This window comes from Kribbella sp. NPDC051952 (genome assembly GCF_040680855.1).
Classification (GTDB): Bacteria; Actinomycetota; Actinomycetes; order Propionibacteriales; family Kribbellaceae; genus Kribbella.
This window is the reverse complement of the sequence record NZ_JBFAXQ010000044.1, coordinates 1-18,362: the sequence shown is the minus strand read 5'-3', so window position 1 is coordinate 18,362 and position 18,362 is coordinate 1. Positions and strand designations below refer to the sequence as shown.

The window sequence follows — 18,362 nt, the reverse complement described above, 5'->3', positions numbered from 1 at the left end:
TCAACCCCGTCCACCGTTCCTGGGGTGAGTGGGGGCCGGGGTTGGGGTGGAGGTTGGGGGTTGGGGTTGGAGGTTGGGGCTGGGGGGTGGAGGTTGGGGGTTGGGGGTTGGGGTTGGGGTTGGGGGTTGGGACTGGGGGTTGGGACACTGTTCGACGTTGGTCGAACAGTGTCGTAGGGTTTGTTCTATGACTGTCGAACATCGCCGCGGGGTGGTTGTGCTCGCGCTCGTCGCGGCCTTCATGGTCTACGCCGACGGCACGATCGTGAACGTCACGCTCGCCCAGCTCGCCACGCATCTGAACGGGTCCCGCGCCGAACTGGAGTGGGCGATCAACGCGTACACGCTCTCGTTCGCCGCGGTCATGCTCGGCGCGGGCGCGATCACCGACACCCTCGGCGCCAAGCGAGCCTTCGTGGCCGGTCTGCTCATCTTCACCGGCTCGTCCGCGGTCTGCGCCCTCGCCACCTCGATGCTGATGCTCAACCTCGCACGCCTCGTCCAGGGCGCGGGCGCAGCGCTCCTCCTACCCAGTGCGCTCGTCCTCGCGACCGCATCCGCCACAGACGAACACACCCGCAACCGCCTGGTCAGCTGGTGGGCCGCAGCCGGCGGTGTCGGCATGGCTGCCGGCCCTCTCCTCGGCGGTGGGCTGGTCGCGCTCGCCGACTGGCGCGCGGTCTTCGCGGTCAACGTGGTCATCGGCATCCCAGCCATCATCTGGAGCCTGCTCGCGATGCCATCCGTCGTACGCCGAGGCCGTCGACTCGACCTGGCCGGCATGGCGACCGCGACCGTACTGATCGGCGGGCTCGTGTTCACCCTCATCGAGGCACCGGGGCTGGGCTGGCATCCCGCAGTCATCACCGCCGCGGCGCTAGCCGTCGCCGGCCTGGCCGGGTTTGTCTTAGTGGAGCGGTCGGTCCGGGAGCCGCTCCTACCGCCCGGCGTCTACTCGGATCGTCGCTTCGTTGCGACGGCGGTCCAGGGCGGCCTGTTCAACTTCGCCTTCTACGGCGTGCTGTTTGCCCTGAGCCTGATGCTCCAGCAGGGCCGCGGATTCAGCGCGCTCGTGAGCGGTTTGCTGTTCCTGCCGCTGACCGGGCTCATCTCGCTCAGCAACCTCTGCTCAGCTCCGCTGACGCGACGCTTCGGCCGCCCGGTGATCCTGAGCGTCGGCTACGCGGTGTTCGCGATCGCGCTCCTCGGGCTGGCCTGGGCCGGCACGTCAACGGCGCTGTGGCCGCTCGTCCTTGCACTCATCCCAGCCGGCTTCAGTTCCGGGTTGGTCGTGCCCACGATGACCACCCAGGCAATCGGTGCCGTCGAACCCACCTTGCACGGCGCCGCGTCCGCGGCCTTCAACACCTCCCGCCAGATCGGCGGGGCGATCGGGGTCGCCACCTTCGGTCCCCTGCTCGGCACCAGCCACAACCTGACCTCCGGCTTCGTCACCTGCGTCCTCGTCGCTGCCGGGGCCGCAGTCCTCGCCTTGCTCCTGACCGCCGTGAGCAGGTTGTCGCGTACCGTGGAACCGACCGGTCTGGTCCGCACACGCAACCTTTCGAGGACCTGACCGCGTCTTCTCAGTGAGAAACCGGGCCGGGCGTCCCCGGGGTGAGCGTTGGGGGGTCTGGGTGGCGGCGCAGCGGAGCAGACGGTGGGGCACCACCGTCGCGCTGACCGTTGTCTGCGTGCTCGTCTGCGGGGTCGCATTCGCCGGCGCTGTCTTCGTGCTGATGCCCGAGGCCCGCAACGGCCGTACGCCGGTTGCCGCCACCGAACCGCCGTCCCAAAACACCCCCAACCCGACTCCGAAGCCGAGCAGCCCGACTCCGATCGATGAACCGCTCCCGGCGGTCGACACACCGATCGCTCCCCCGACGGCGACGCCGGTCGTGGCCGACGGCACCTATCGGTGCACCGGCTTCAGCGGCATCGAGACGAAGGTCCCGGTGTCGATGCTCGAGGCGGACATGTTCTCCTGGGGTGACGATCCGCCGTACAAGGTCGGGAACGGATCCGGCGACATCAACTGGCGCTCCGACCCGTATCACAAGCCGAGCTGGTACATGTGGCTGCATTCCCTGCGCTGGCTGGGCCAGGGCATCGTGGCCGGGTCGAAGGGCGACCGTACGGCGCTCACCCACGTGATGGCGATCATCCACGACTGGGTGCGCGACAACCCGTACTCATGGACCGTCGACGTCGGCGCGTGGGAAGCCACCATGCACCGGACCAACGTGCTGATCTGCGCGCGCCAGGCCGTGCTCACCGGACTGCATGTCCGCTCGCTGCCGGCGCAGTACTCCTGGCTCGATCAGTCGTTGCTCGATCATGCCAAGTTCATGACCGAGAACTGGGGTGGGCCGTCGAACCACGGCACGGACGAGAGCATCGCGATGTTCGGCGTCGGCTGCACGCTCGGCCGGACGGATCTCAAGAACCTCGCGATCCAGCGGTTGACCGAGGCGATCACGACCGCGATCGATCCGCAGGGATCGACCAACGAGCAGTCGGTCGGGTACGCCATGTTCAACTACCTACTCTGGGGCCGGGCGACCGAGGCCCTGCAGCGGTGCGGCGCCAAGCCGGGGCCGGTGATCGACGAACGCCGCCGCGCGCTGGCCGAATGGCTCGCCCTCGCCACCAAGTCCACGGGTGAACTCCAGCAGGTCGGCGACGCGATCCGCCAGAAACCCGCCATCGCGGCCGGGACCGGCCTGGAGTACGCCGGAACCCTTGGGAAACAGGGGGTCAGACCAACCCGGCGTACTGCGGTCTTCGATGCGGGCTACGTCTTCGGTCGGACCGGTTGGGGTGAGACGCGCCCGTTCGCGCAGGAATCGACGTACAGCATCAGGTTCGGGGCGAGCCGGCGGCTGCACGGGCACGACGACCACATGTCGATCACCTACACCTCGCATGGGCGCGACGTCCTGATCGATCCCGGTCACTCGGGATACATCCTCGACAAGTGGCAGGCGTGGAGCAAGAGTCCGGCCGCGCACAACGTGATGACGATCCCGTCGGCGAAGACGGCTCCGGTGGAGACCCAGCTCGTCCGGGCCGCGATCGCGCCGACGTCGGAGTACTACACGCTCACCGACAAGCCGGCGGTCGATGTACAGCGGACGCGGGACGTGCTCGTGCTGAAGGATCCCGACCTGATCGTCACGCTGGATCGGGGGGTGTCACCGAACGATCAGCGGTACGAGACGTTGTGGCATCTGACGCCGGATCAGAAGGTGACCGTGCAGTCGCCGACGACCGCGGTCGCGAGCAAACCGGGCGACGCCGCGAAGACCTACCTGCTGCAGATCCCTTACCAGCAGCAGCTGCCGGCCGATGCGATCACCGTCGTACAGGGCCAGCAGGAACCCGTGCAGGGCTGGTACTTCCCCGACATCTTCCACAAGCTCCCCGCCCCGGTGGTCAAGTTCAACCGGAACGGGACGAACGCCAACATCCTCTCTGCCGTGGTCCCGGCCGCCGCCGGCGAATCAGTCGCCTTCACCACCCGCACCGTCGGCACCATGTTCTACGTCGACCTCACCGTCGGCCAGCACAAGACCACCATCCGGGTCCTCCCCGACGGCCGCCTCACCCGCATCAAGTAGGCCGCCCGCCGACACCGCGGCAAGACGCGCCAAGTTGTATCCGTAGCCGCACATGGTCACAACGTTAGGTTCGGATCGCTCCCGGTGCTTCTTGATTCCTGATCGGTCACAAGGCAGGTTCCGGTGCTGTCTTGTCTGGTGGTAGGACTGCACAAACAGGAGGTTGGAATGGGTGAGCATCCGGCAGCGCGGGATCATTGTCTGGCGCCGACGCGGAGTGTTGACGCGCCAACGGGTGGGGCGCGGTACGGGCGGATGTTCGCCGCGCTCGAGCCGTTGGGCACTGAGCCGGCGGTGCTGATGCGCGCGGGCGGTGACGGTGGGATCTGTGATGCGGCTGCGGAGCTCGACCGGCAGACCGTCGGCGACGACGCGACCGAGGCGGCCGGGTGGCCGTTCTTCGGGCAGCTGATCGCGCACGACATCACCGCGGACCGCTCCCCCATCACCGGCGGCGTCGAGGCCGAAGCCTTGCGGAACGCGCGTACGCCGAAGCTCAACCTCGAGATCGTCTACTCCGACGGCCCGGTCGGTTGTCCCTACCTCTTCGAGGTCGACGACCCGGCCAAGTTCCTGCTCGGCCCCGACGGGTACGACGTACCCCGGAACCAGCAAGGGGTTGCGCTGATCGGTGACCCGCGCGACGACGTCCATTTGTTCACGCTGACCCTGCATGTCGCGCTTCTGCATGCGCACAATCGGATTGTCGACCATCTGCGGGCGAACGGCGTACCCGAGGGCGACGTCTTCGCCGAGGCGCGCCGGGCGCTTACCTGGCACTACCAGTGGATCGCGGTGCACGACTTCCTGCCGCGGTTGGTCGGGGCTGAACTGGTCGACGAGGTGCTGACCAAGGGCGGGCAGTGGTTCGCACCGGCCTCGCTGCAGGCCTACATCCCGTTGGAGTTCGCCGACGCCGCCTACCGCTACGGGCATGGCCAGATCCGGCACACGTACCGGCTCGTCGAAGGCGGTCCCGAGCTACCGCTCTTCCCAGACCTCGTCGGCTTCGGTCCGCCGGCCCACCGGCTCGACCTGGCGCAGATTTTCGACGTACCCGGTCGACCGCCGGCGCAACGCGCCAAGCGCCTCGACGGACGTCTGGCCGCCAGCCTGATCGGACTGCCCGAACGGGTCACGGGCGCAGTCGACACCGACGCCTACCGATCCCTCGCCGTGCGGGATCTGCTGCGCGGCGACACCACCGGACTGCCGAGTGGCGAAGCGGTTGCCGAGATCCTCGGCGTGCCAGCGCTCACTGTGGACACCTGGGACGACGGCACCCCGCTCTGGTACTACGTCCTGAAGGAATCCGAGCACCTCGGCGCCGGCGACCGGCTCGGCCCGGTCGGGGGCCGGATCGTCGCGGAGGTCCTCATCGGTCTGCTCCGCGCCGACCCGGCCAGCTACCTCAGCGCCGAGCCCGACTGGGAGCCAACACTGCCCGCGGCCGGACCGACCTTCGACCTGCCGGACCTGCTCATCCCGGCGTCGACACAGAGTTGACCTTCTCCACCCCGGCCGCCGTCGAGAACGCCTCGCGCGGCCGTTGCACCGAGGCCAGCGACACGATGTCCCGGCCGTAGAACAGGGCAGCGACCCAGATCGCGAACACGCGAACCTTGCGGTCCCAGGTCGGGACCGCAAGGACGTGGTACCCGCGGTGCATCAGCCACGCCAGCAACCCGGTGATGACGATCCGCTTGTACTGGAAGATCCCCCGGCCCAGCCCCAGCGTCGCCACCACCCCGAGGCTGTGATGCACGTACTTCTTCGGCTCGCGCCCGCGCAGCGACCGGACCAGGTTCTTCGCCAGCAACTTCCCTTGCCGTACGGCGTTCTGCGCGTTGGGCACCGTGTACGCACCAGGCGTTTCCGACGCCAGATCCGGCACGGCCGCATCGTCTCCGGCCGCCCACGCGTCCTGCACCGGGTTGTCCTCGGTCCCGATCCGAAGATCGGCACAGACCTGGACGAGCCCTCGCTCGGTGTGCGGCAGGTCCGTGTGATTGCGCAGCAACTGGGTGGCCGCATTGCCGGCCGTCCAGACGATCAGCTCCGAGTCGAACGACGTACCGTCCGACAACACGACCCGGCCGTCCTCGGCCGACTTCATCGTGGTGTTGAGGTGCACCTCGGCACCCCGCTTCTCGAGCATCGACACCACCCGCTGACCGGGACCGTCGGAGACCTCGGGCAGGATCCGATCGGTCGCCTCGACCAGGTGGAAGGCCAGGTCGCTCGGCGAAAGCTCCGGATAGAACTTCACCAGCGCGGTCGCGAGCGACAGTAGTTCGGCGAACCCTTCGACCCCGGAGAACCCGCCGCCGACGAACGTGATCGTCAGCAACCGCCGCCGCCGCGGACCGGGCTCGAGCCCCGCCGCCTCGTCGAAAGCGGTCAGCAGCCGATCACGGATCGCCACCGCTTCCTCGACATGCTTCATCCCGATCGCCTGCTGAGCCACCCCCGGTACGTCGAACGTCCGGGTCACCGCACCCGCGGTCACCACGAGTACGTCGTACTCCAGTGTGAAGTCAGGTCCGGACATCGGGTGGACGGTGACCGACCGGGCGGCGTGCTCGATCGACGTCACCGCGCCGGGCACGATCTTGGTCCGGTGCAGGTTGCGCCGCAGCGAGACCGCCGCGTGCCGGGCCTCCACCGAGCCGGAGACCACCTCGGGCAGGAACGGCTGGTACGTCATGTACGGGCGAGGGTCGACAACGATCACCTCGGCCTCGCCGCGACGGAGCTTCTTCTCGAGCTTCCACGCTGTGTAGAAACCGGCGTACCCGCCACCGATCACCAGGATCCTGCGCACAGATTTCTCCTCCCCTCGGTCGGCTCGTCAACTAAGACCGTTCAGACCGCCGGATGTGACAGCTGCTGACTGAGGACAATCTGCGCGCCGATCTCCCCGTTGGTCAAGCCGACTCTGCCTGGGACTACCAAGAAGGACCGGGGGGCCGCAGGTTGTGACGGACGGGACAGGCGTGTTGTGACCGGCGAGACAGTCACAGATGGCACCACTGAGTTGTCCTAGTAGGTGAGACTGCCGAGAGGAACAGCACATGAGTGTCACGGAACAGCAGATCGCCACCTCCGTCCTGGTGATCGGCACCGGCGGGGCCGGTCTGCGGGCGGCGATCGAGCTGGCCGAGCAGGGTGTCGAAGTACTTGCCCTCGGCAAGCGTCCACGATCGGACGCGCACACCTCCCTCGCCGCCGGCGGGATCAACGCGGCGCTGGCCACGATGGATCCCGAGGACACCTGGCAGCAGCACGCTGCGGACACTCTGCAGGAGAGCTACCTGCTCGCGAACCCGATCACGGTCCAGATCGTCGCCGAGGGTGCGGCCCGTGGCATCGCCGATCTGGAGGGTTACGGGATGCCGTTCGCCCGCGAGACGGACGGCCGGATCTCGCAGCGGTTCTTCGGCGCGCACACGTACCGCCGGACCGCCTTCGCGGGCGACTACACCGGACTCGAGATCCAGCGCACGTTGATCAACCGGGCCGTCCAGCTCGGGGTACCGATCCTCGACACCGTCTACGTGACGCGGATCCTGGTGAAGGACGACACCGTGTTCGGCGCGTACGGGTTCGACCTGACCACCGGGCGGCGGTACGTCATCCACGCCGACGCGGTGATCCTGGCCGCGGGCGGTCATACCCGGATCTGGCGGCGTACGTCGTCCCGCCGGGACGAGAACACCGGTGACTCGTTCCGCCTCGCCGTCCTGGCCGGCGGCCGGATCCGCGACCCCGAACTGGTCCAGTTCCACCCGTCCGGCCTGATCGAACCCGAGAACGCGGCCGGGACCCTCGTCTCCGAAGCCGCCCGCGGCGAGGGCGGTCAGCTGCGGAACGCACTCGGCGAGCGGTTCATGGGCCGGTACGACGCCGAGCGGATGGAACTGTCCACCCGGGACCGGGTCGCGCTCGCCGAGTACACCGAGATCAAGGAAGGCCGCGGTACGCCGAACGGTGGGGTCTGGCTGGATGTGTCCCACCTCCCGCGCGAGACGATCATGCGCCGGCTGCCCCGGGTCTACCAGACACTGCTCGAGCTGCAGATGCTCGACATCACCAAGCAGCCGATCGAGATCGCGCCGACCGCGCACTACTCGATGGGCGGGGTGTGGGTGCGACCGGAAGACCACGGCACCGGCGTCGAGGGGCTGTACGCGATCGGCGAGGCGGCCAGTGGTTTGCATGGAGCGAACCGGCTCGGCGGCAACTCCCTGATCGAGCTCCTGGTCTTCGGCCGGATCGTGGCGGAGGAGGCCGCGAAGTACTCGATCGGCCGGCAGTCGCAGCAACGCTCCGCTGAGGCGGTGGCCGAAGCACGGGCCGAGGTCGATGGGTTGCTGGCCAGTGATGGTCCGGAGAACGTGCGCGCGTTGCAGCGGGCTCTGCGGGACACGATGACGTCGCGGGCCGGCGTCGTACGCGATGAGGACGGGCTGTTGGCAGGTATCGCCGAGCTGACCGAGCTCGAGGACCGGATGACGCAGATGGGTGTCCACCCCGACATCGCCGGGTTCCAGGATCTGGCGCACGCGTTCGACCTCAAGTCGTCGGCAATGGCCGCACGAGCCACTCTCGACGCGGCCCTCGAACGCCGTGAGACCCGCGGCTGCCACAACCGCTCGGACTACCCCGACCTCGACGAGTCCCTCCGCGTCAACTTCGTCTGGTCCGGCCCGGGCGAGGTCGAAGTCGAGGAGATCCCACCCATCCCGGACGAGTTCCGCGCCCTCATGCGACACGTCTCCTCCGACGGCAAACTGGTCGAGTAGATGAACTCAGTCTCCAGTTGCTGCACGCCGTGAGAGGGCTGCGTGCTGTGACATGAGGTTGAGCACCAAAGACAGAGGGGCCCAGGTGGTGCGGCCTCGGCGGGTCAGGGCGTAGGCGCGCATGCGGGGTTCGGGAGCGCGGAGCCGGCGTAGGGAGATGCCGGTTGTCTTCGGGTAGTCGGCGAACAGGAGGGCGACGCCGAGGCCGGCGAGGATCATCTCCTGGACGAGTTGGAGGCTGTCGGCGCGGTGGGTGATGCGCGGCTCGAAGCCGGCCAGTGCGGCGAGGGTGCGGACGACCTGCTCGTCCCCGCTGTCGCGAGAGTTGACGATCCAGGGGCTGTCGGCGAACGCCGCGAGTACGTCGGCGGCGGGTCCCGTCGTACGCCGGGATCGCGACGGGACCGCCAGACTCCAGGCGCGCTCCCACAACGGGGTCGCGGACAGCGCAGGGTCGTGCGATGCGGGCGCGAGGTTGTAGTCGTAGCTCACCACCAGGTCGACCTGGTCCCGCTCGAGCATGGCCAGGGCCTCGACGGGTTCCTGCTCCTGGATCTCCAACCGGACCGCCGGATACTCGGCCGCCAGCTGATGTACGACGGGCAGCAGCGTGTCCCGGATGACGGTGTGAAACGCAGCCACACGCACCGTCCCGGCCGGTGCGGCGGACGGATCGAGATCCGCCAGCGCCTCCTCATGAGCGGCCAGGATGTGTACGGCGTGGGCCGCCAGTCGACGGCCGGCCGGGGTGAGCCGGACCCGGCGCCCGTCTGGCTCGAGCAACGGCGTACCCACCTCTTTGGCCAGGGCGGCGATCTGCTGCGAGACGGTCGACGTGGTGACACCGAGAGTCTCCGAGACCGCGTGCATCGAGCCCTGGCGGGACAGGGCCAGCAAGAGCTCGAGCCGCCGTACGTCCATGGCGTTATTGTTCAATGATCATGAACGGTCTGTCCATGATTCTCACGTGGACTTGAACGGATTTGCGAGCTTCACTGGGTTCATGAGCACGCGTGACAGCCGTATCGGGGTGACCTTCGCCGTCTTGTCGATGACGATGGTCCAGCTCGGCCTTGCCACCTCCGTCGGTCTGTTCGACCGGGTCGGTCCGGAGGGCGCGGCCTGGCTGCGGTTGGCCTGCGCCGCGGTGATCGTGCTGGTGCTGTTCCGGCCGCGCCCGAGCTCGTTCACCCGGGCCTCGTTCCTGGCTGCGGTCGGGCTTGGCATCGCGACCGGTGGAGTGACGCTGCTGTTCATGGCCGCGGTCGCGCGGCTTCCGCTCGGGACCGCGAGTGCGCTGGAGTTCCTCGGGCCGCTGAGTGTCGCCGTACTACGAAGCCGTGGCCGGCTGATCTGGCCAGGGCTCGCGCTCGCCGGAGTGCTGCTGCTGACGCAGCCGTGGCACGGTTCAGTGGACCCGCTCGGTGTGATGTTCGCACTCGCGGCCGCTGCGTGCTGGGCGGCGTACATCTTGCTCACCCAGCGCGTCGGCGATGCGGTCACCGGACTGCAGGGCATGGGCGTTTCGATTCCGGTCGCGGCGTTGCTCGCGACCGTGGTCGCCGGGCCGAGCACGATCCCGGTGATGACCTGGCAGTTGGTCGCGATCGGCTTCGGGCTGGCGCTCCTGCTCCCGGTCGTCCCGTTCAGCCTGGAGTACCTGGCCCTCCGCCGCCTCGACGCCGGCGTCTTCGGCACCCTGATGAGCCTCGAACCGGCGCTCGCCCTCCTGATCGGCTGGATCCTCCTCAGCCAGTCCCCCGGCCTGCTCCAGGCCGTCGGCATCGCCTGCGTAGTTGCCGCGGGCATCGGTGCCGAACGCGCCGCGCGGCCCTCGACCGATCAGCCGGAACCGGACCGCCTCGCCATTGGTTAGGAAGCGAGGTCCAGCACCGGAGCGAGCAGCTCGCGGAGCTCGTCAGCAGCCACGTTCGCGCCGAACGGGTCGGTGCCCGGCTGGAGATGCTTGCCCTCGGCAAGCGGGCCGATCCGCACCGGATCGAACCCGAGAGCGTCCACGATCGCGGCGACCTGGCTCGCGTCAGCCGGGTCGCCGGCAATCGCGATGGCCTTGCGATCCGGAGCCCCTGCGGGTCGAGCGCCTTCGTCCAGGTCGTGGTAGCCCATGTGGTTGAAGGCCTTGACCACGCGGGACTCCGGCAGAAAGGCCTGCACGATCTCGCTGGACGAGGTCCGCGGATCGGTCAGGTCGTCGCGGATGCCGTCGACCTCCCACCAGTAGTTCATCGCGTCGATCACGAGCTTGCCGCGCAGCGCCTCGACCGGGATGGTCCGGTACTTGCCCAGCGGCAGCGCCAGGATCACCACATCGGCCTCCGCGACCGCCTCGGCCGCGGTCGTCGCGACCGCGCCGGGAGTCACCACCTCGACGATCAGCGCGATCTTCGACACCTCGCCGGAGCCCGCGATCAGCACCCGGTAGCCGGCTGCGATCGCGAGCCGCGCCAGTACGGTGCCGACCTTGCCGGCACCAAGGATGGCGATCGTCGTCACTTGTCCTCCGTGGCCAGGATGTCGCGGACCAACGGGATCACCTTCGCGCCGTACAGCTCGACCGTCTTCATCCGCGCGCTCACCGGCAGCGGACCAGCCGAGTAGATCAGGTCGAACCGGCCGACGCCGAGCGTCCTCACCGCACCCGCAATCCGCCGCGCCACCGTCTCCGGCGAACCGACGTACATCGAGCCGTGCTCCACCTCGGAGTCGAACTCCTCCCGCTTGATCGGCGGCCAGCCACGCAGCTTCCCGATCCGGTCCCGCATCACCTTGTAACGCGGGTAGAACACCTCGCGAGCCTCTTCGTCGGTGTCCGCGACGAAGCCCGGGGAGTGCATCCCGACCGGCAGCGCCTCCGTGCCGAACTGCTCGGCCGCCCGCTTGTACAGATCCAGGTACGACGCGAACCGTTCCGGCGAACCACCGATGATCGCAAGCATCAACGGCAGCCCGTAGAACGCCGTACGCACGACGGACTGGGGTGAACCGCCGACGCCGACCCACGTCTTCAGCCGGCCGGACTCGGTCTTGGGATAGACGTCGGCGTTGTCGAGAGCGGCCCGGGTCGTCCCCTCCCAGGTAACCGGCTTCTCGTCGAGCAACCGGCTGAACAGCTGCAGCTTCTCCTCGAACAGCACGTCGTAGTCGGCCAGGTCGTAGCCGAACAACGGGAAGGACTCGGTGAACGAGCCACGTCCGAGGATGACCTCGGCCCGCCCGTTGGAGAGCGCGTCGACGGTGGAGAAGCGCTGGAACACCCGGACCGGATCGTCCGAGCTCAGCACGGTCACACCGGACCCGAGCTTGATCCGCGACGTCTGTGTCGCGATCCCGGCCAGTACCGTCTCCGGCGTCGAGATCGAGTACTCCGGCCGGTGGTGCTCGCCGAGCGCGATCGCGTCGACGCCGAGCTCGTCGGCCAGCACCGCCTCCGCCACGACCTGCCGGATCGCCGCCGCGTCGGTCACCGGCGCGCCGTCGTCCCCCACCGGAATATCCCCGAACGTGTCGAGCCCGAACTCCAGGTCGGCCATGTCCACTCCCATCTCATGTTCCACATCAAATACTAGGTTGACGTGTCAACACAATCCGGACCGGGGTTCATTCCCGGACGGCCCAGTGGCGGAGCTTGTCGGGGTTGAGCACGATCCAGACCGCCGCGATCTTGGCCCCGGCGACACTCAGGCTCACCACGGCGACGACCGCCCCGGCCCGGCGCAGTACGACGCCGGCCTGGCCGTTGACCGCCTCGACGGACAACGCCGTACCGGGCTGGCGGCTGAGTGCCTCGGTGATGCGCCGCGCGACCGCATCGGCGCCGCGGGTCGGGTGTAGCTCGGCCGCGACCTTGCCGCCGCCATCGCTGACCACCACCGCCTCCGGCGCGAGCATGCCCCGGAGCGCGGCGACACTGCCCGCGGTGCAGGCGGTCGCGAACTCGTGGGCGACCGACTCGTCCGCCCGCCTCACTCGGAAGCTCACATCTCCTCCAGCACCATCAGGCGGGTACGGCGGTGAGCTTCGCCGGGTTCATCATCCACAGGATCTCGTCGATCCCGTCGTCGGACGCGACGATCGTGCAGACCGCGAACACCGGGCCGCCGTCGCGTCGCAGGAACACGGCCGCCTGGTTGTTCGCCGTACCGGCCTCGACCTCGACGCCGGCCCAGAAGCGTTCGTGGAAGGCGCGGAAGTACTTCGCCACCGTCGACCGGCCGACCACCGGGAAGCGCGACACCTGCCGGATGCCGCCGCCGTCGGAGTAGCTGATCGCGTCCTTGGCCAGCAACTGCTCGAGCTCGTCGAGGTCACCCGACCGGGCCGCGGCGACGAACGCGGTCAGCAACTTGCGCTGCTGCGGTCCGGTGATCTCGGTCCGGCGTTCGGCCCGGATCCGCTTGCGGGCCCGGCTGACGAGCTGCCGCACCGCCGCCTCGGTGGACTGCAGGATCGCGGCAAGCTCGTCGTACGGATAGTCGAACGCCTCCCGCAGGATGTACGCCGCACGCTCGGTCGGCGAGAGCCGCTCGAGCACGAGCAGTACGGCGAAGCTCAACGCCTCCCCGCGTTCGGCACCGAGGAGCGGATCGGCGCTGGTGTCGACCGGCTCGGGCAGCCAGGGACCGATGTAGGTCTCCCGCCGGGCCCGCGCCGACTGACTCGCGTTGATCGCGAGCCGCGTCACCGCGGTCGACAGGTACGCCACCGGGCTGACGACCGCACTGCGATCGGCCGCCTGCCAGCGCAGCCAGACCTCCTGCACCAGGTCCTCGGCCTCGCTGTGACTGCCGAGCATCCGGTACGCGATCCCCATCAGGCGCGGCCGCACCTCGGTGAAGATCGCAACTGCCTCGTCGAGATCGCCGTCCGCCATCCGCCCCATCCTGTCTGTCAGCTCGAGGATAGGTCCGGGCCGAGATCCTGCCGCGGATCGCCCTCGAGGGCCTCGATCGCGCCGCGCAGGCTCTGCAGCTCGACCGCCTCGACCTGCGCCTCGACCGGATCGAGCAACCACTCGCTGGGCGACTCGACGTCGTCCACGGGCAGCGTGCCGGCCGCGTTCAGCTCGATGTCGGCGTCGACCTCCGCCTCGAGCGAGTGCAGGTACGGGTCGTTGGTCATCCCACTCACTTCCCGATGTACTGCGTGGCGAACCACTCGTCGTAGTGCAGGTCGCCGAGGGTGGCCGGGCCGATCGGGACCAGGCTGCGCTCGACCAGCTCGGAGCCGAAGTAGCGGGCGTGCGTGTCGGTCACGATCTCCCGCAGGTCGTTGCGCTCGGCAAGCGCCTTGCGGAAGAACTCGTCCATCCGGTACTCGTCCGGCCCGGCGATGTCGATCCGCGTGTTCAGCGGCTCGCCCACCGCGGTCCGGCCGAGGATCTTCGCGACGTCCTCCGCCGCGATCGGCGCCCAGGCGACCGGCGCGATGTGCACCTCGTTGCCCTGCGTGCCCTCGTCCGCGATCGCACCCACGAACTCCATGAACTGGGTCGCGTGCACCAGCGAGTACGGGATGCCGGAGGCCTTGATCAGGTCCTCCTGGGCGATCTTGGCCCGGAAGTACGCGTTCTCCGGCAGCCGCTCGGTGCCGACGATCGAGATCCCGACATGGTGCCGGACGCCGGCCTCGGCCTCGGCGGCGAGCACGTTACCGGTCGAGGTTTGGAAGAACTCCATCACGGCCTTCTCCTCGAACGACGGCGAGTTCGCCACGTCGATCACGACGTCGGCGCCCTGCAGGACGTCTGCCAGGCCCTCGCCGGTCAGGGTGTTCACGCCGGTGCTCGGCGCGGCCGGTACCGCCTCGTGCCCATGCTCCCCGAGCTTCGCCACCAGCTTCGACCCGATCAGGCCGGTGCCACCGATCACGACGATCTTCATCGCAGAAACCTTTCGTTCGCCGGCGGCATCCCTTGCCGCCCGTCATCAGGTAAGACAGGACACCCCTCCCACCTGTGACAGCCCGGGTCACAGCCACGCGGCCTACGCTGTCTCACTGACTGAAGGAGACCCTGACCGAGAGGAACCGCCGTGCCCGACGGACCACCCAGCACGATCCGGATCCGGGTCCGGATGACGGCGCGGCCGATCGACGAGCCGCATCGGGTGTCCAGTCAGCTCGAGCTGCTGTTCGACCTGACCTTCGTGATCGCGGTCGCCGCCGCCACCGAGCAGTTCGCGCATACGATCGCCGAGGGGCATGCGGGGTCCGGACTGGTCGCATTCCTGCAGGTGTTCTTCGCGATCTGGTGGGCGTGGATGAACTTCACCTGGTTCGCCTCGTCGTACGACACCGACGACGTCGCTTACCGGCTGCTCACCATGGTCCAGATGGCCGGCGTACTCGTCCTCGCCGCCGGAGTCACGGCTGCCGCCGATCACCAGGACTACCGCACGGTGACCATCGGCTACGTGATCATGCGTCTCGCGCTGGTCGTCCAATGGCTACGGGCGAGCGTCGAGGATCCCGAACGCCGCCGTACCGCCCGCCGGTACGCCGTCGGCATCAGCATCGTCCAACTCGGCTGGTTGCTGCGTCTCGTCCTGGCCGACACCGGTGTGCTCACGGACTCCACTCTCCTGGTGGCCGCGTTCGTCGTACTCGCGATCGGCGAACTGGCCGTACCGCGATGGGCCGAACGGACCGCGTCGACCAACTGGCATCCACACCACATCGCCGAGCGGTACGGCCTGTTCACGATCATCCTGCTCGGCGAGACGGTCCTGGCCGGGACCAACGCCGTACGTCGTGCTCTCGACGCGACCCATGTCAACGCGGCCCTCATCACCGTCGCGGCCTGTGCGCTGGTGCTCGTGTTCGCCTTGTGGTGGTTGTACTTCTTGCACCCGGCCGGCCCGGGACTCGAAGGACGACGGGAGCGCTCGTACCACTGGGGCTACGGCCACTACGGCATCTTCGCCGCCCTCGCTGCCCTCGGCGCCGGCCTCGAGGTCGCCGTCGAGCAGACCGGGCACGAACTGCACATCTCCGCGACCGCCGTGGGGTACGCCGTTGCCGTCCCGGTTGCCGTGTTCATCGGGCTGCTGTGGATCGTCCACAGCCTGATCGCGGAAAGGGCAGTCGTTCACCTCGGCATCGCGAGCGCCGCGATCGCGATCATCCTGCTCCTCCCGCTGACCACTCCTGCGCTCGGCCCGACGACCGTGCTCGCGCTGATGACCGCGACCTGCGTCGCCCTGGTCGGCGTCGCGTCCTGGCGCGGAGCGCTCAGGCAGTAAGACCCGCGAGTGTGGCCAGGGTCGATCGGATCACGTCCGCGATAGGGACGTCCGCCGGCCCGGCGACCCAGCGCTCGAACGAGACCCGGAAGACTGCGATCCCGGTCTCGGCGGCGAGCGCCGCGACGTCCGGGGCCGCTCCCCGGTTGCGCAACGCCTCGGTGAAGGCCGCCGTCATCGAGGCCATCTTGATCAGCTCGCGCTCTTGGAGCTCGGGGGTCGCGGCGATGACGGCGTACCGCCGCCGGGAGAAGTCGCGGCGGGAAGCGTCGAAGATGTCGCCCGCCGAGACAACGGCTGCCGTCACGGCTTCCATCGGTGTCGCCGACGCCGGCGCCGCGGTCAGTGCTGCGACCATGTGGTTCAGGAGCTCCTCGGAACCTGCGAACAGCACCTCGCGCTTGTCCGCGAAGTGCCGGAAAAAGGTCCGCGCGGTCACCCCGGCCCGGTCCGCGATATCGGCCACGGTCGTGCTGTCGTAGCCGCGCTCGGCGTACAGCTCCATCGCCGCCTCTCGCAGCCGTCCTGCCGCGCCGGGTTCCCACCGTGCCATGGTTCGATCCTAGCTGATGTCATTGACTGACATCAGCGGGTGTAGCATCGTGATGTCACTGACTGACATCACGAGAGGACCAGCACCATGCGCGTATTCATCACCGGAGCTTCCGGGCACGTCGGCTCCGGCCTCGTCCCTGAACTCCTCCAGCACGGTCACTCGGTCGTGGGCCTGGCGCGCTCCGACGCATCGGCAGCCAAGCTCACCGAGTGGGGCGCCGACGTCGCCCGGGGCGATCTCGACGACCTCGACGGTCTGCGGGCAGCAGCCGCAGCGGCGGACGGAGTCATCCATCTCGCGTTCCGGCACGACGCGATGGTCGCCGGCGACCTGACCGGCGCGGCCGAAACCGATCTCGCCGCCGTGCGGGCCATGGCCGACGCCCTGGCCGGCACGGACAAACCGTTCGTCGGCACCTCGGGAACCGGGCTGCTCGGGCGGGCGAACCTGGGCCGCATCGGCACCGAGACCGACACCATGCCCGGCGGCTACCGGATCGATGCGGAGAACTTCCTCATCGACCTCGCGGCCAAGAACATCCGGTCCTCGGTCGTCCGGCTGCCACCGGTCACCCACAGCACCCTCGACACCAGCGGCTTCGTCCCGTCGCTGATCTCCTTCGCCCGGCGGAACGGATTCTCGGCGTACATCGCCGACGGCGCGAACCGCTGGCCGTCCGTCCACACCCTCGACGCCTCCCGGCTATACCGACTCGCCCTCGAGTCCGCTCCCGCGGGCACGCGCCTGCACGCCATCGGGGACGAAGGCATCGAGGTACGCCGGATCGCCGAGGCGATCGCCCGTGGCCTCGACCTGCCCACCCGCTCGGTCACACCGGAGCAGGCGCCCGGGTACATCGGCTTCCTGGCGGCGTTCGCCGGGATCGACAACCCGACGTCGGCCGCCCGGACCAGCGAGCTGCTCGACTGGCATCCGACGTACCCGGGCCTGCTCGAGGAGCTGGCCGAGGACTTCTACTTCAAGGAGGCCTAAACCTTGAGAACGGGCGCGATCGTCTTCGCCCGGGAGCCCTCGTAGGCGGCGAGCAGGATGCCGAGTACGGCGATGCCCTCCTCCTCGGTGTGGAGCGGACGGGTCTTGTTCAGCAGGGAGTCCGCGAAGTGACCGATCTCCGCGACGAAGGTGTCGACCGGCTCCAGCTCGAAGGTCTCGGTCTCCCCCGAGCGCAGCTGGTAGGACAGCGACGTACCGTCACTGTGCAGTGAGCCGAGCTCGCCGACGGCCGAGAACCGTTCGGTCGACGCGGCCGGTTGATAGGCCCAGCTGGTCACCATCTGACCGACAACGCCATTGTCGAATCTGATCAGGACCTGCGCGGAGTCCTCGCCCTCCATGAACTTCAGCCGGTGCGTGGAGAGCATCGCGGTGGCCTCGACCGGCAGCCCGCCGGCGAGGTGCAGCATCAGGTAAGTGGGGTGGTACCCGGTGTCGATGAGCTCGCCACCACCACTTGTCTTGGCGCTGGCCCGCCAGCCCATCGAGCTGGGGTCGAAGTTGTTGTAGAAGCTGTCGGTGGTCCGGACCTCGTAGACCGTGCCGATGGTCCCGGCGACGAGCAGTTCCTTGGCCTTGGCCACGGCCGGCATGAACAGCTGGTTGTGCGCGCACATCAGCGTCACACCGTTCTTGACCACGGCCTTGCGGACGTCCGCGGCCTCCTCCGCACTGAGGCAGAGCGGCTTCTCACACAGGATGTGCTTGCCGGCTTCGGCGGCCGCGATGATCGCGTCCCGGTGCAGGTGGTGCGGCAGGCAGATGTCGACCGCGTCCAGCTCCTCGGACGCCAGCATCTGCCGATAATCCGTGTACGGCGTCGCACCCAGCTCCTCGCCACGCGCCGCAGCCGTCTGCTCGACCGCGTCGGCGACCGCGGTCACAGCGATCTTGTCCGCGTGCGCCAGATAGCCCTTGATGTGTGCCGACGCGATCCCGCCGGCACCGATGAGCCCAACCTTGATCATCGACGTCCCCTCACTTGTAGGTGATGACGGTGCCGGTCTCGGCCGCCGCGGGGGGGGGGCCGGCCCGCCGGGGCCGTTGAGGAAGGTAGTTGAAACCACGGTAAAAACCGGAAGAGGAAAGCGAAGGGGGTTGGGGGGGT

17 protein-coding genes are annotated in these 18,362 nt (G+C 68.6%); 7 read left to right on the top strand and 10 right to left on the bottom strand.

Translation table 11 applies throughout. From position 1 onward, the window contains the following. Positions 1-187: 187 nt before the first annotated feature. The 3 genes from AB0L70_RS39995 (at position 188) to AB0L70_RS39985 (ending at position 5,126) form a co-directional block, all read left to right on the top strand. Positions 188-1,576 carry an MFS transporter gene (locus tag AB0L70_RS39995; protein WP_363692135.1) on the top strand — a complete coding sequence of 463 codons (1,389 nt, stop codon included), beginning with the start codon at positions 188-190 and terminating at the stop codon, positions 1,574-1,576. A 61-nt stretch (positions 1,577-1,637) separates the two neighbouring features. Further along, positions 1,638-3,620 carry a heparinase II/III family protein gene (locus AB0L70_RS39990; protein WP_363692134.1) on the top strand — a complete coding sequence of 661 codons (1,983 nt, stop codon included), beginning with the start codon at positions 1,638-1,640 and terminating at the stop codon, positions 3,618-3,620. 168 nt (positions 3,621-3,788) lie between these two features. Continuing rightward, complete coding sequence (locus tag AB0L70_RS39985; RefSeq protein WP_363692133.1) at positions 3,789-5,126, top strand: peroxidase family protein; 1,338 nt, start codon at positions 3,789-3,791, stop codon at positions 5,124-5,126. On the opposite strand, the gene AB0L70_RS39980 is transcribed toward AB0L70_RS39985, so the two are convergent. Continuing rightward, a complete protein-coding gene (locus AB0L70_RS39980; protein WP_363692132.1) occupies positions 5,101-6,444 on the bottom strand; it encodes an FAD-dependent oxidoreductase in 1,344 nt (447 codons plus the stop codon). The genes AB0L70_RS39985 and AB0L70_RS39980 overlap by 26 nt on opposite strands. A 250-nt stretch (positions 6,445-6,694) precedes the next feature. Between AB0L70_RS39980 and AB0L70_RS39975 the strand changes: the two genes are divergently transcribed. After that, on the top strand, positions 6,695-8,425 hold the full coding sequence (locus AB0L70_RS39975; protein ID WP_363692131.1) for an FAD-dependent oxidoreductase: 1,731 nt from the start codon (positions 6,695-6,697) through the stop codon (positions 8,423-8,425). Positions 8,426-8,431: 6 nt separating this feature from the next. Here AB0L70_RS39975 and AB0L70_RS39970 read toward each other — a convergent pair whose 3' ends face one another. After that, complete coding sequence (locus AB0L70_RS39970) at positions 8,432-9,346, bottom strand: LysR family transcriptional regulator (protein ID WP_363692130.1); 915 nt, start codon at positions 9,344-9,346, stop codon at positions 8,432-8,434. Between the two features lie 82 nt (positions 9,347-9,428). On the opposite strand from AB0L70_RS39970, the gene AB0L70_RS39965 reads away from it, so the two are divergent. Next, the gene (locus tag AB0L70_RS39965) at positions 9,429-10,301 is read left to right on the top strand and encodes an EamA family transporter (RefSeq protein ID WP_363692129.1); all 873 of its coding nucleotides are present in this window, start codon (positions 9,429-9,431) and stop codon (positions 10,299-10,301) included. Here the strand turns inward: AB0L70_RS39965 and AB0L70_RS39960 are convergent. The 6 genes from AB0L70_RS39960 to AB0L70_RS39935 all read right to left on the bottom strand — a co-directional run bounded on the left by AB0L70_RS39960 (position 10,298) and on the right by AB0L70_RS39935 (position 14,325). After that, positions 10,298-10,939, bottom strand: a complete 642-nt coding sequence (locus AB0L70_RS39960; protein WP_363692128.1) for an NAD(P)-binding domain-containing protein — start codon at positions 10,937-10,939, stop codon at positions 10,298-10,300. The genes AB0L70_RS39965 and AB0L70_RS39960 overlap by 4 nt on opposite strands. After that, positions 10,936-11,976 carry an LLM class flavin-dependent oxidoreductase gene (locus AB0L70_RS39955; RefSeq protein ID WP_363692127.1) on the bottom strand — a complete coding sequence of 347 codons (1,041 nt, stop codon included), beginning with the start codon at positions 11,974-11,976 and terminating at the stop codon, positions 10,936-10,938. Before AB0L70_RS39955 ends, AB0L70_RS39960 begins: the two co-directional genes overlap by 4 nt. Positions 11,977-12,043: 67 nt before the next feature. Then, on the bottom strand, positions 12,044-12,424 hold the full coding sequence (locus AB0L70_RS39950) for a hypothetical protein (protein WP_363692126.1): 381 nt from the start codon (positions 12,422-12,424) through the stop codon (positions 12,044-12,046). A 16-nt stretch (positions 12,425-12,440) separates the two neighbouring features. Continuing rightward, entirely contained in the window at positions 12,441-13,316 is an 876-nt protein-coding gene (locus AB0L70_RS39945) for an RNA polymerase sigma-70 factor (protein WP_363692125.1), read from the bottom strand. A 17-nt stretch (positions 13,317-13,333) separates the two neighbouring features. Continuing rightward, positions 13,334-13,564, bottom strand: coding sequence for a hypothetical protein (locus AB0L70_RS39940; RefSeq protein WP_363692124.1), 231 nt, complete (start codon positions 13,562-13,564; stop codon positions 13,334-13,336). Positions 13,565-13,569: 5 nt separating this feature from the next. Then, positions 13,570-14,325 (bottom strand): SDR family oxidoreductase, encoded by a 756-nt coding sequence (locus AB0L70_RS39935; RefSeq protein ID WP_363692123.1) that lies wholly within the window; start codon positions 14,323-14,325, stop codon positions 13,570-13,572. Positions 14,326-14,475: 150 nt separating this feature from the next. Here AB0L70_RS39935 and AB0L70_RS39930 point away from each other — a divergent pair, with 150 nt between their 5' ends. Next, positions 14,476-15,684: a low temperature requirement protein A gene (locus tag AB0L70_RS39930; protein WP_363692122.1), complete on the top strand. Its 1,209-nt coding sequence runs from the start codon at positions 14,476-14,478 to the stop codon at positions 15,682-15,684. Here the strand turns inward: AB0L70_RS39930 and AB0L70_RS39925 are convergent. Further along, on the bottom strand, positions 15,674-16,237 hold the full coding sequence (locus tag AB0L70_RS39925) for a helix-turn-helix domain-containing protein (protein ID WP_363692121.1): 564 nt from the start codon (positions 16,235-16,237) through the stop codon (positions 15,674-15,676). The genes AB0L70_RS39930 and AB0L70_RS39925 overlap by 11 nt on opposite strands. Before the next feature lie 87 nt (positions 16,238-16,324). On the opposite strand from AB0L70_RS39925, the gene AB0L70_RS39920 reads away from it, so the two are divergent. Continuing rightward, positions 16,325-17,233, top strand: a complete 909-nt coding sequence (locus AB0L70_RS39920; RefSeq protein ID WP_363692120.1) for an SDR family oxidoreductase — start codon at positions 16,325-16,327, stop codon at positions 17,231-17,233. On the opposite strand, the gene AB0L70_RS39915 is transcribed toward AB0L70_RS39920, so the two are convergent. Next, positions 17,230-18,222 (bottom strand): Gfo/Idh/MocA family oxidoreductase, encoded by a 993-nt coding sequence (locus tag AB0L70_RS39915; protein ID WP_363692119.1) that lies wholly within the window; start codon positions 18,220-18,222, stop codon positions 17,230-17,232. The genes AB0L70_RS39920 and AB0L70_RS39915 overlap by 4 nt on opposite strands. Positions 18,223-18,362 lie beyond the last annotated feature (140 nt).

What these genes read in the sequence shown, in the direction of transcription:
- AB0L70_RS39995 (WP_363692135.1), top strand. Translation starts at nt 188, where the DNA reads ATGACTGTCGAACATCGCCGCGGGGTGGTTGTGCTCGCGCTCGTCGCG.
- AB0L70_RS39985 (WP_363692133.1), top strand. Translation starts at nt 3,789, where the DNA reads ATGGGTGAGCATCCGGCAGCGCGGGATCATTGTCTGGCGCCGACGCGG.
- AB0L70_RS39975 (WP_363692131.1), top strand. Translation starts at nt 6,695, where the DNA reads ATGAGTGTCACGGAACAGCAGATCGCCACCTCCGTCCTGGTGATCGGC.
- AB0L70_RS39970 (WP_363692130.1), bottom strand. Translation starts at nt 9,346, where the DNA reads ATGGACGTACGGCGGCTCGAGCTCTTGCTGGCCCTGTCCCGCCAGGGC.
- AB0L70_RS39965 (WP_363692129.1), top strand. Translation starts at nt 9,429, where the DNA reads ATGAGCACGCGTGACAGCCGTATCGGGGTGACCTTCGCCGTCTTGTCG.
- AB0L70_RS39955 (WP_363692127.1), bottom strand. Translation starts at nt 11,976, where the DNA reads ATGGCCGACCTGGAGTTCGGGCTCGACACGTTCGGGGATATTCCGGTG.
- AB0L70_RS39945 (WP_363692125.1), bottom strand. Translation starts at nt 13,316, where the DNA reads ATGGCGGACGGCGATCTCGACGAGGCAGTTGCGATCTTCACCGAGGTG.
- AB0L70_RS39940 (WP_363692124.1), bottom strand. Translation starts at nt 13,564, where the DNA reads ATGACCAACGACCCGTACCTGCACTCGCTCGAGGCGGAGGTCGACGCC.
- AB0L70_RS39935 (WP_363692123.1), bottom strand. Translation starts at nt 14,325, where the DNA reads ATGAAGATCGTCGTGATCGGTGGCACCGGCCTGATCGGGTCGAAGCTG.
- AB0L70_RS39925 (WP_363692121.1), bottom strand. Translation starts at nt 16,237, where the DNA reads ATGGCACGGTGGGAACCCGGCGCGGCAGGACGGCTGCGAGAGGCGGCG.
- AB0L70_RS39920 (WP_363692120.1), top strand. Translation starts at nt 16,325, where the DNA reads ATGCGCGTATTCATCACCGGAGCTTCCGGGCACGTCGGCTCCGGCCTC.
- AB0L70_RS39915 (WP_363692119.1), bottom strand. Translation starts at nt 18,222, where the DNA reads ATGATCAAGGTTGGGCTCATCGGTGCCGGCGGGATCGCGTCGGCACAC.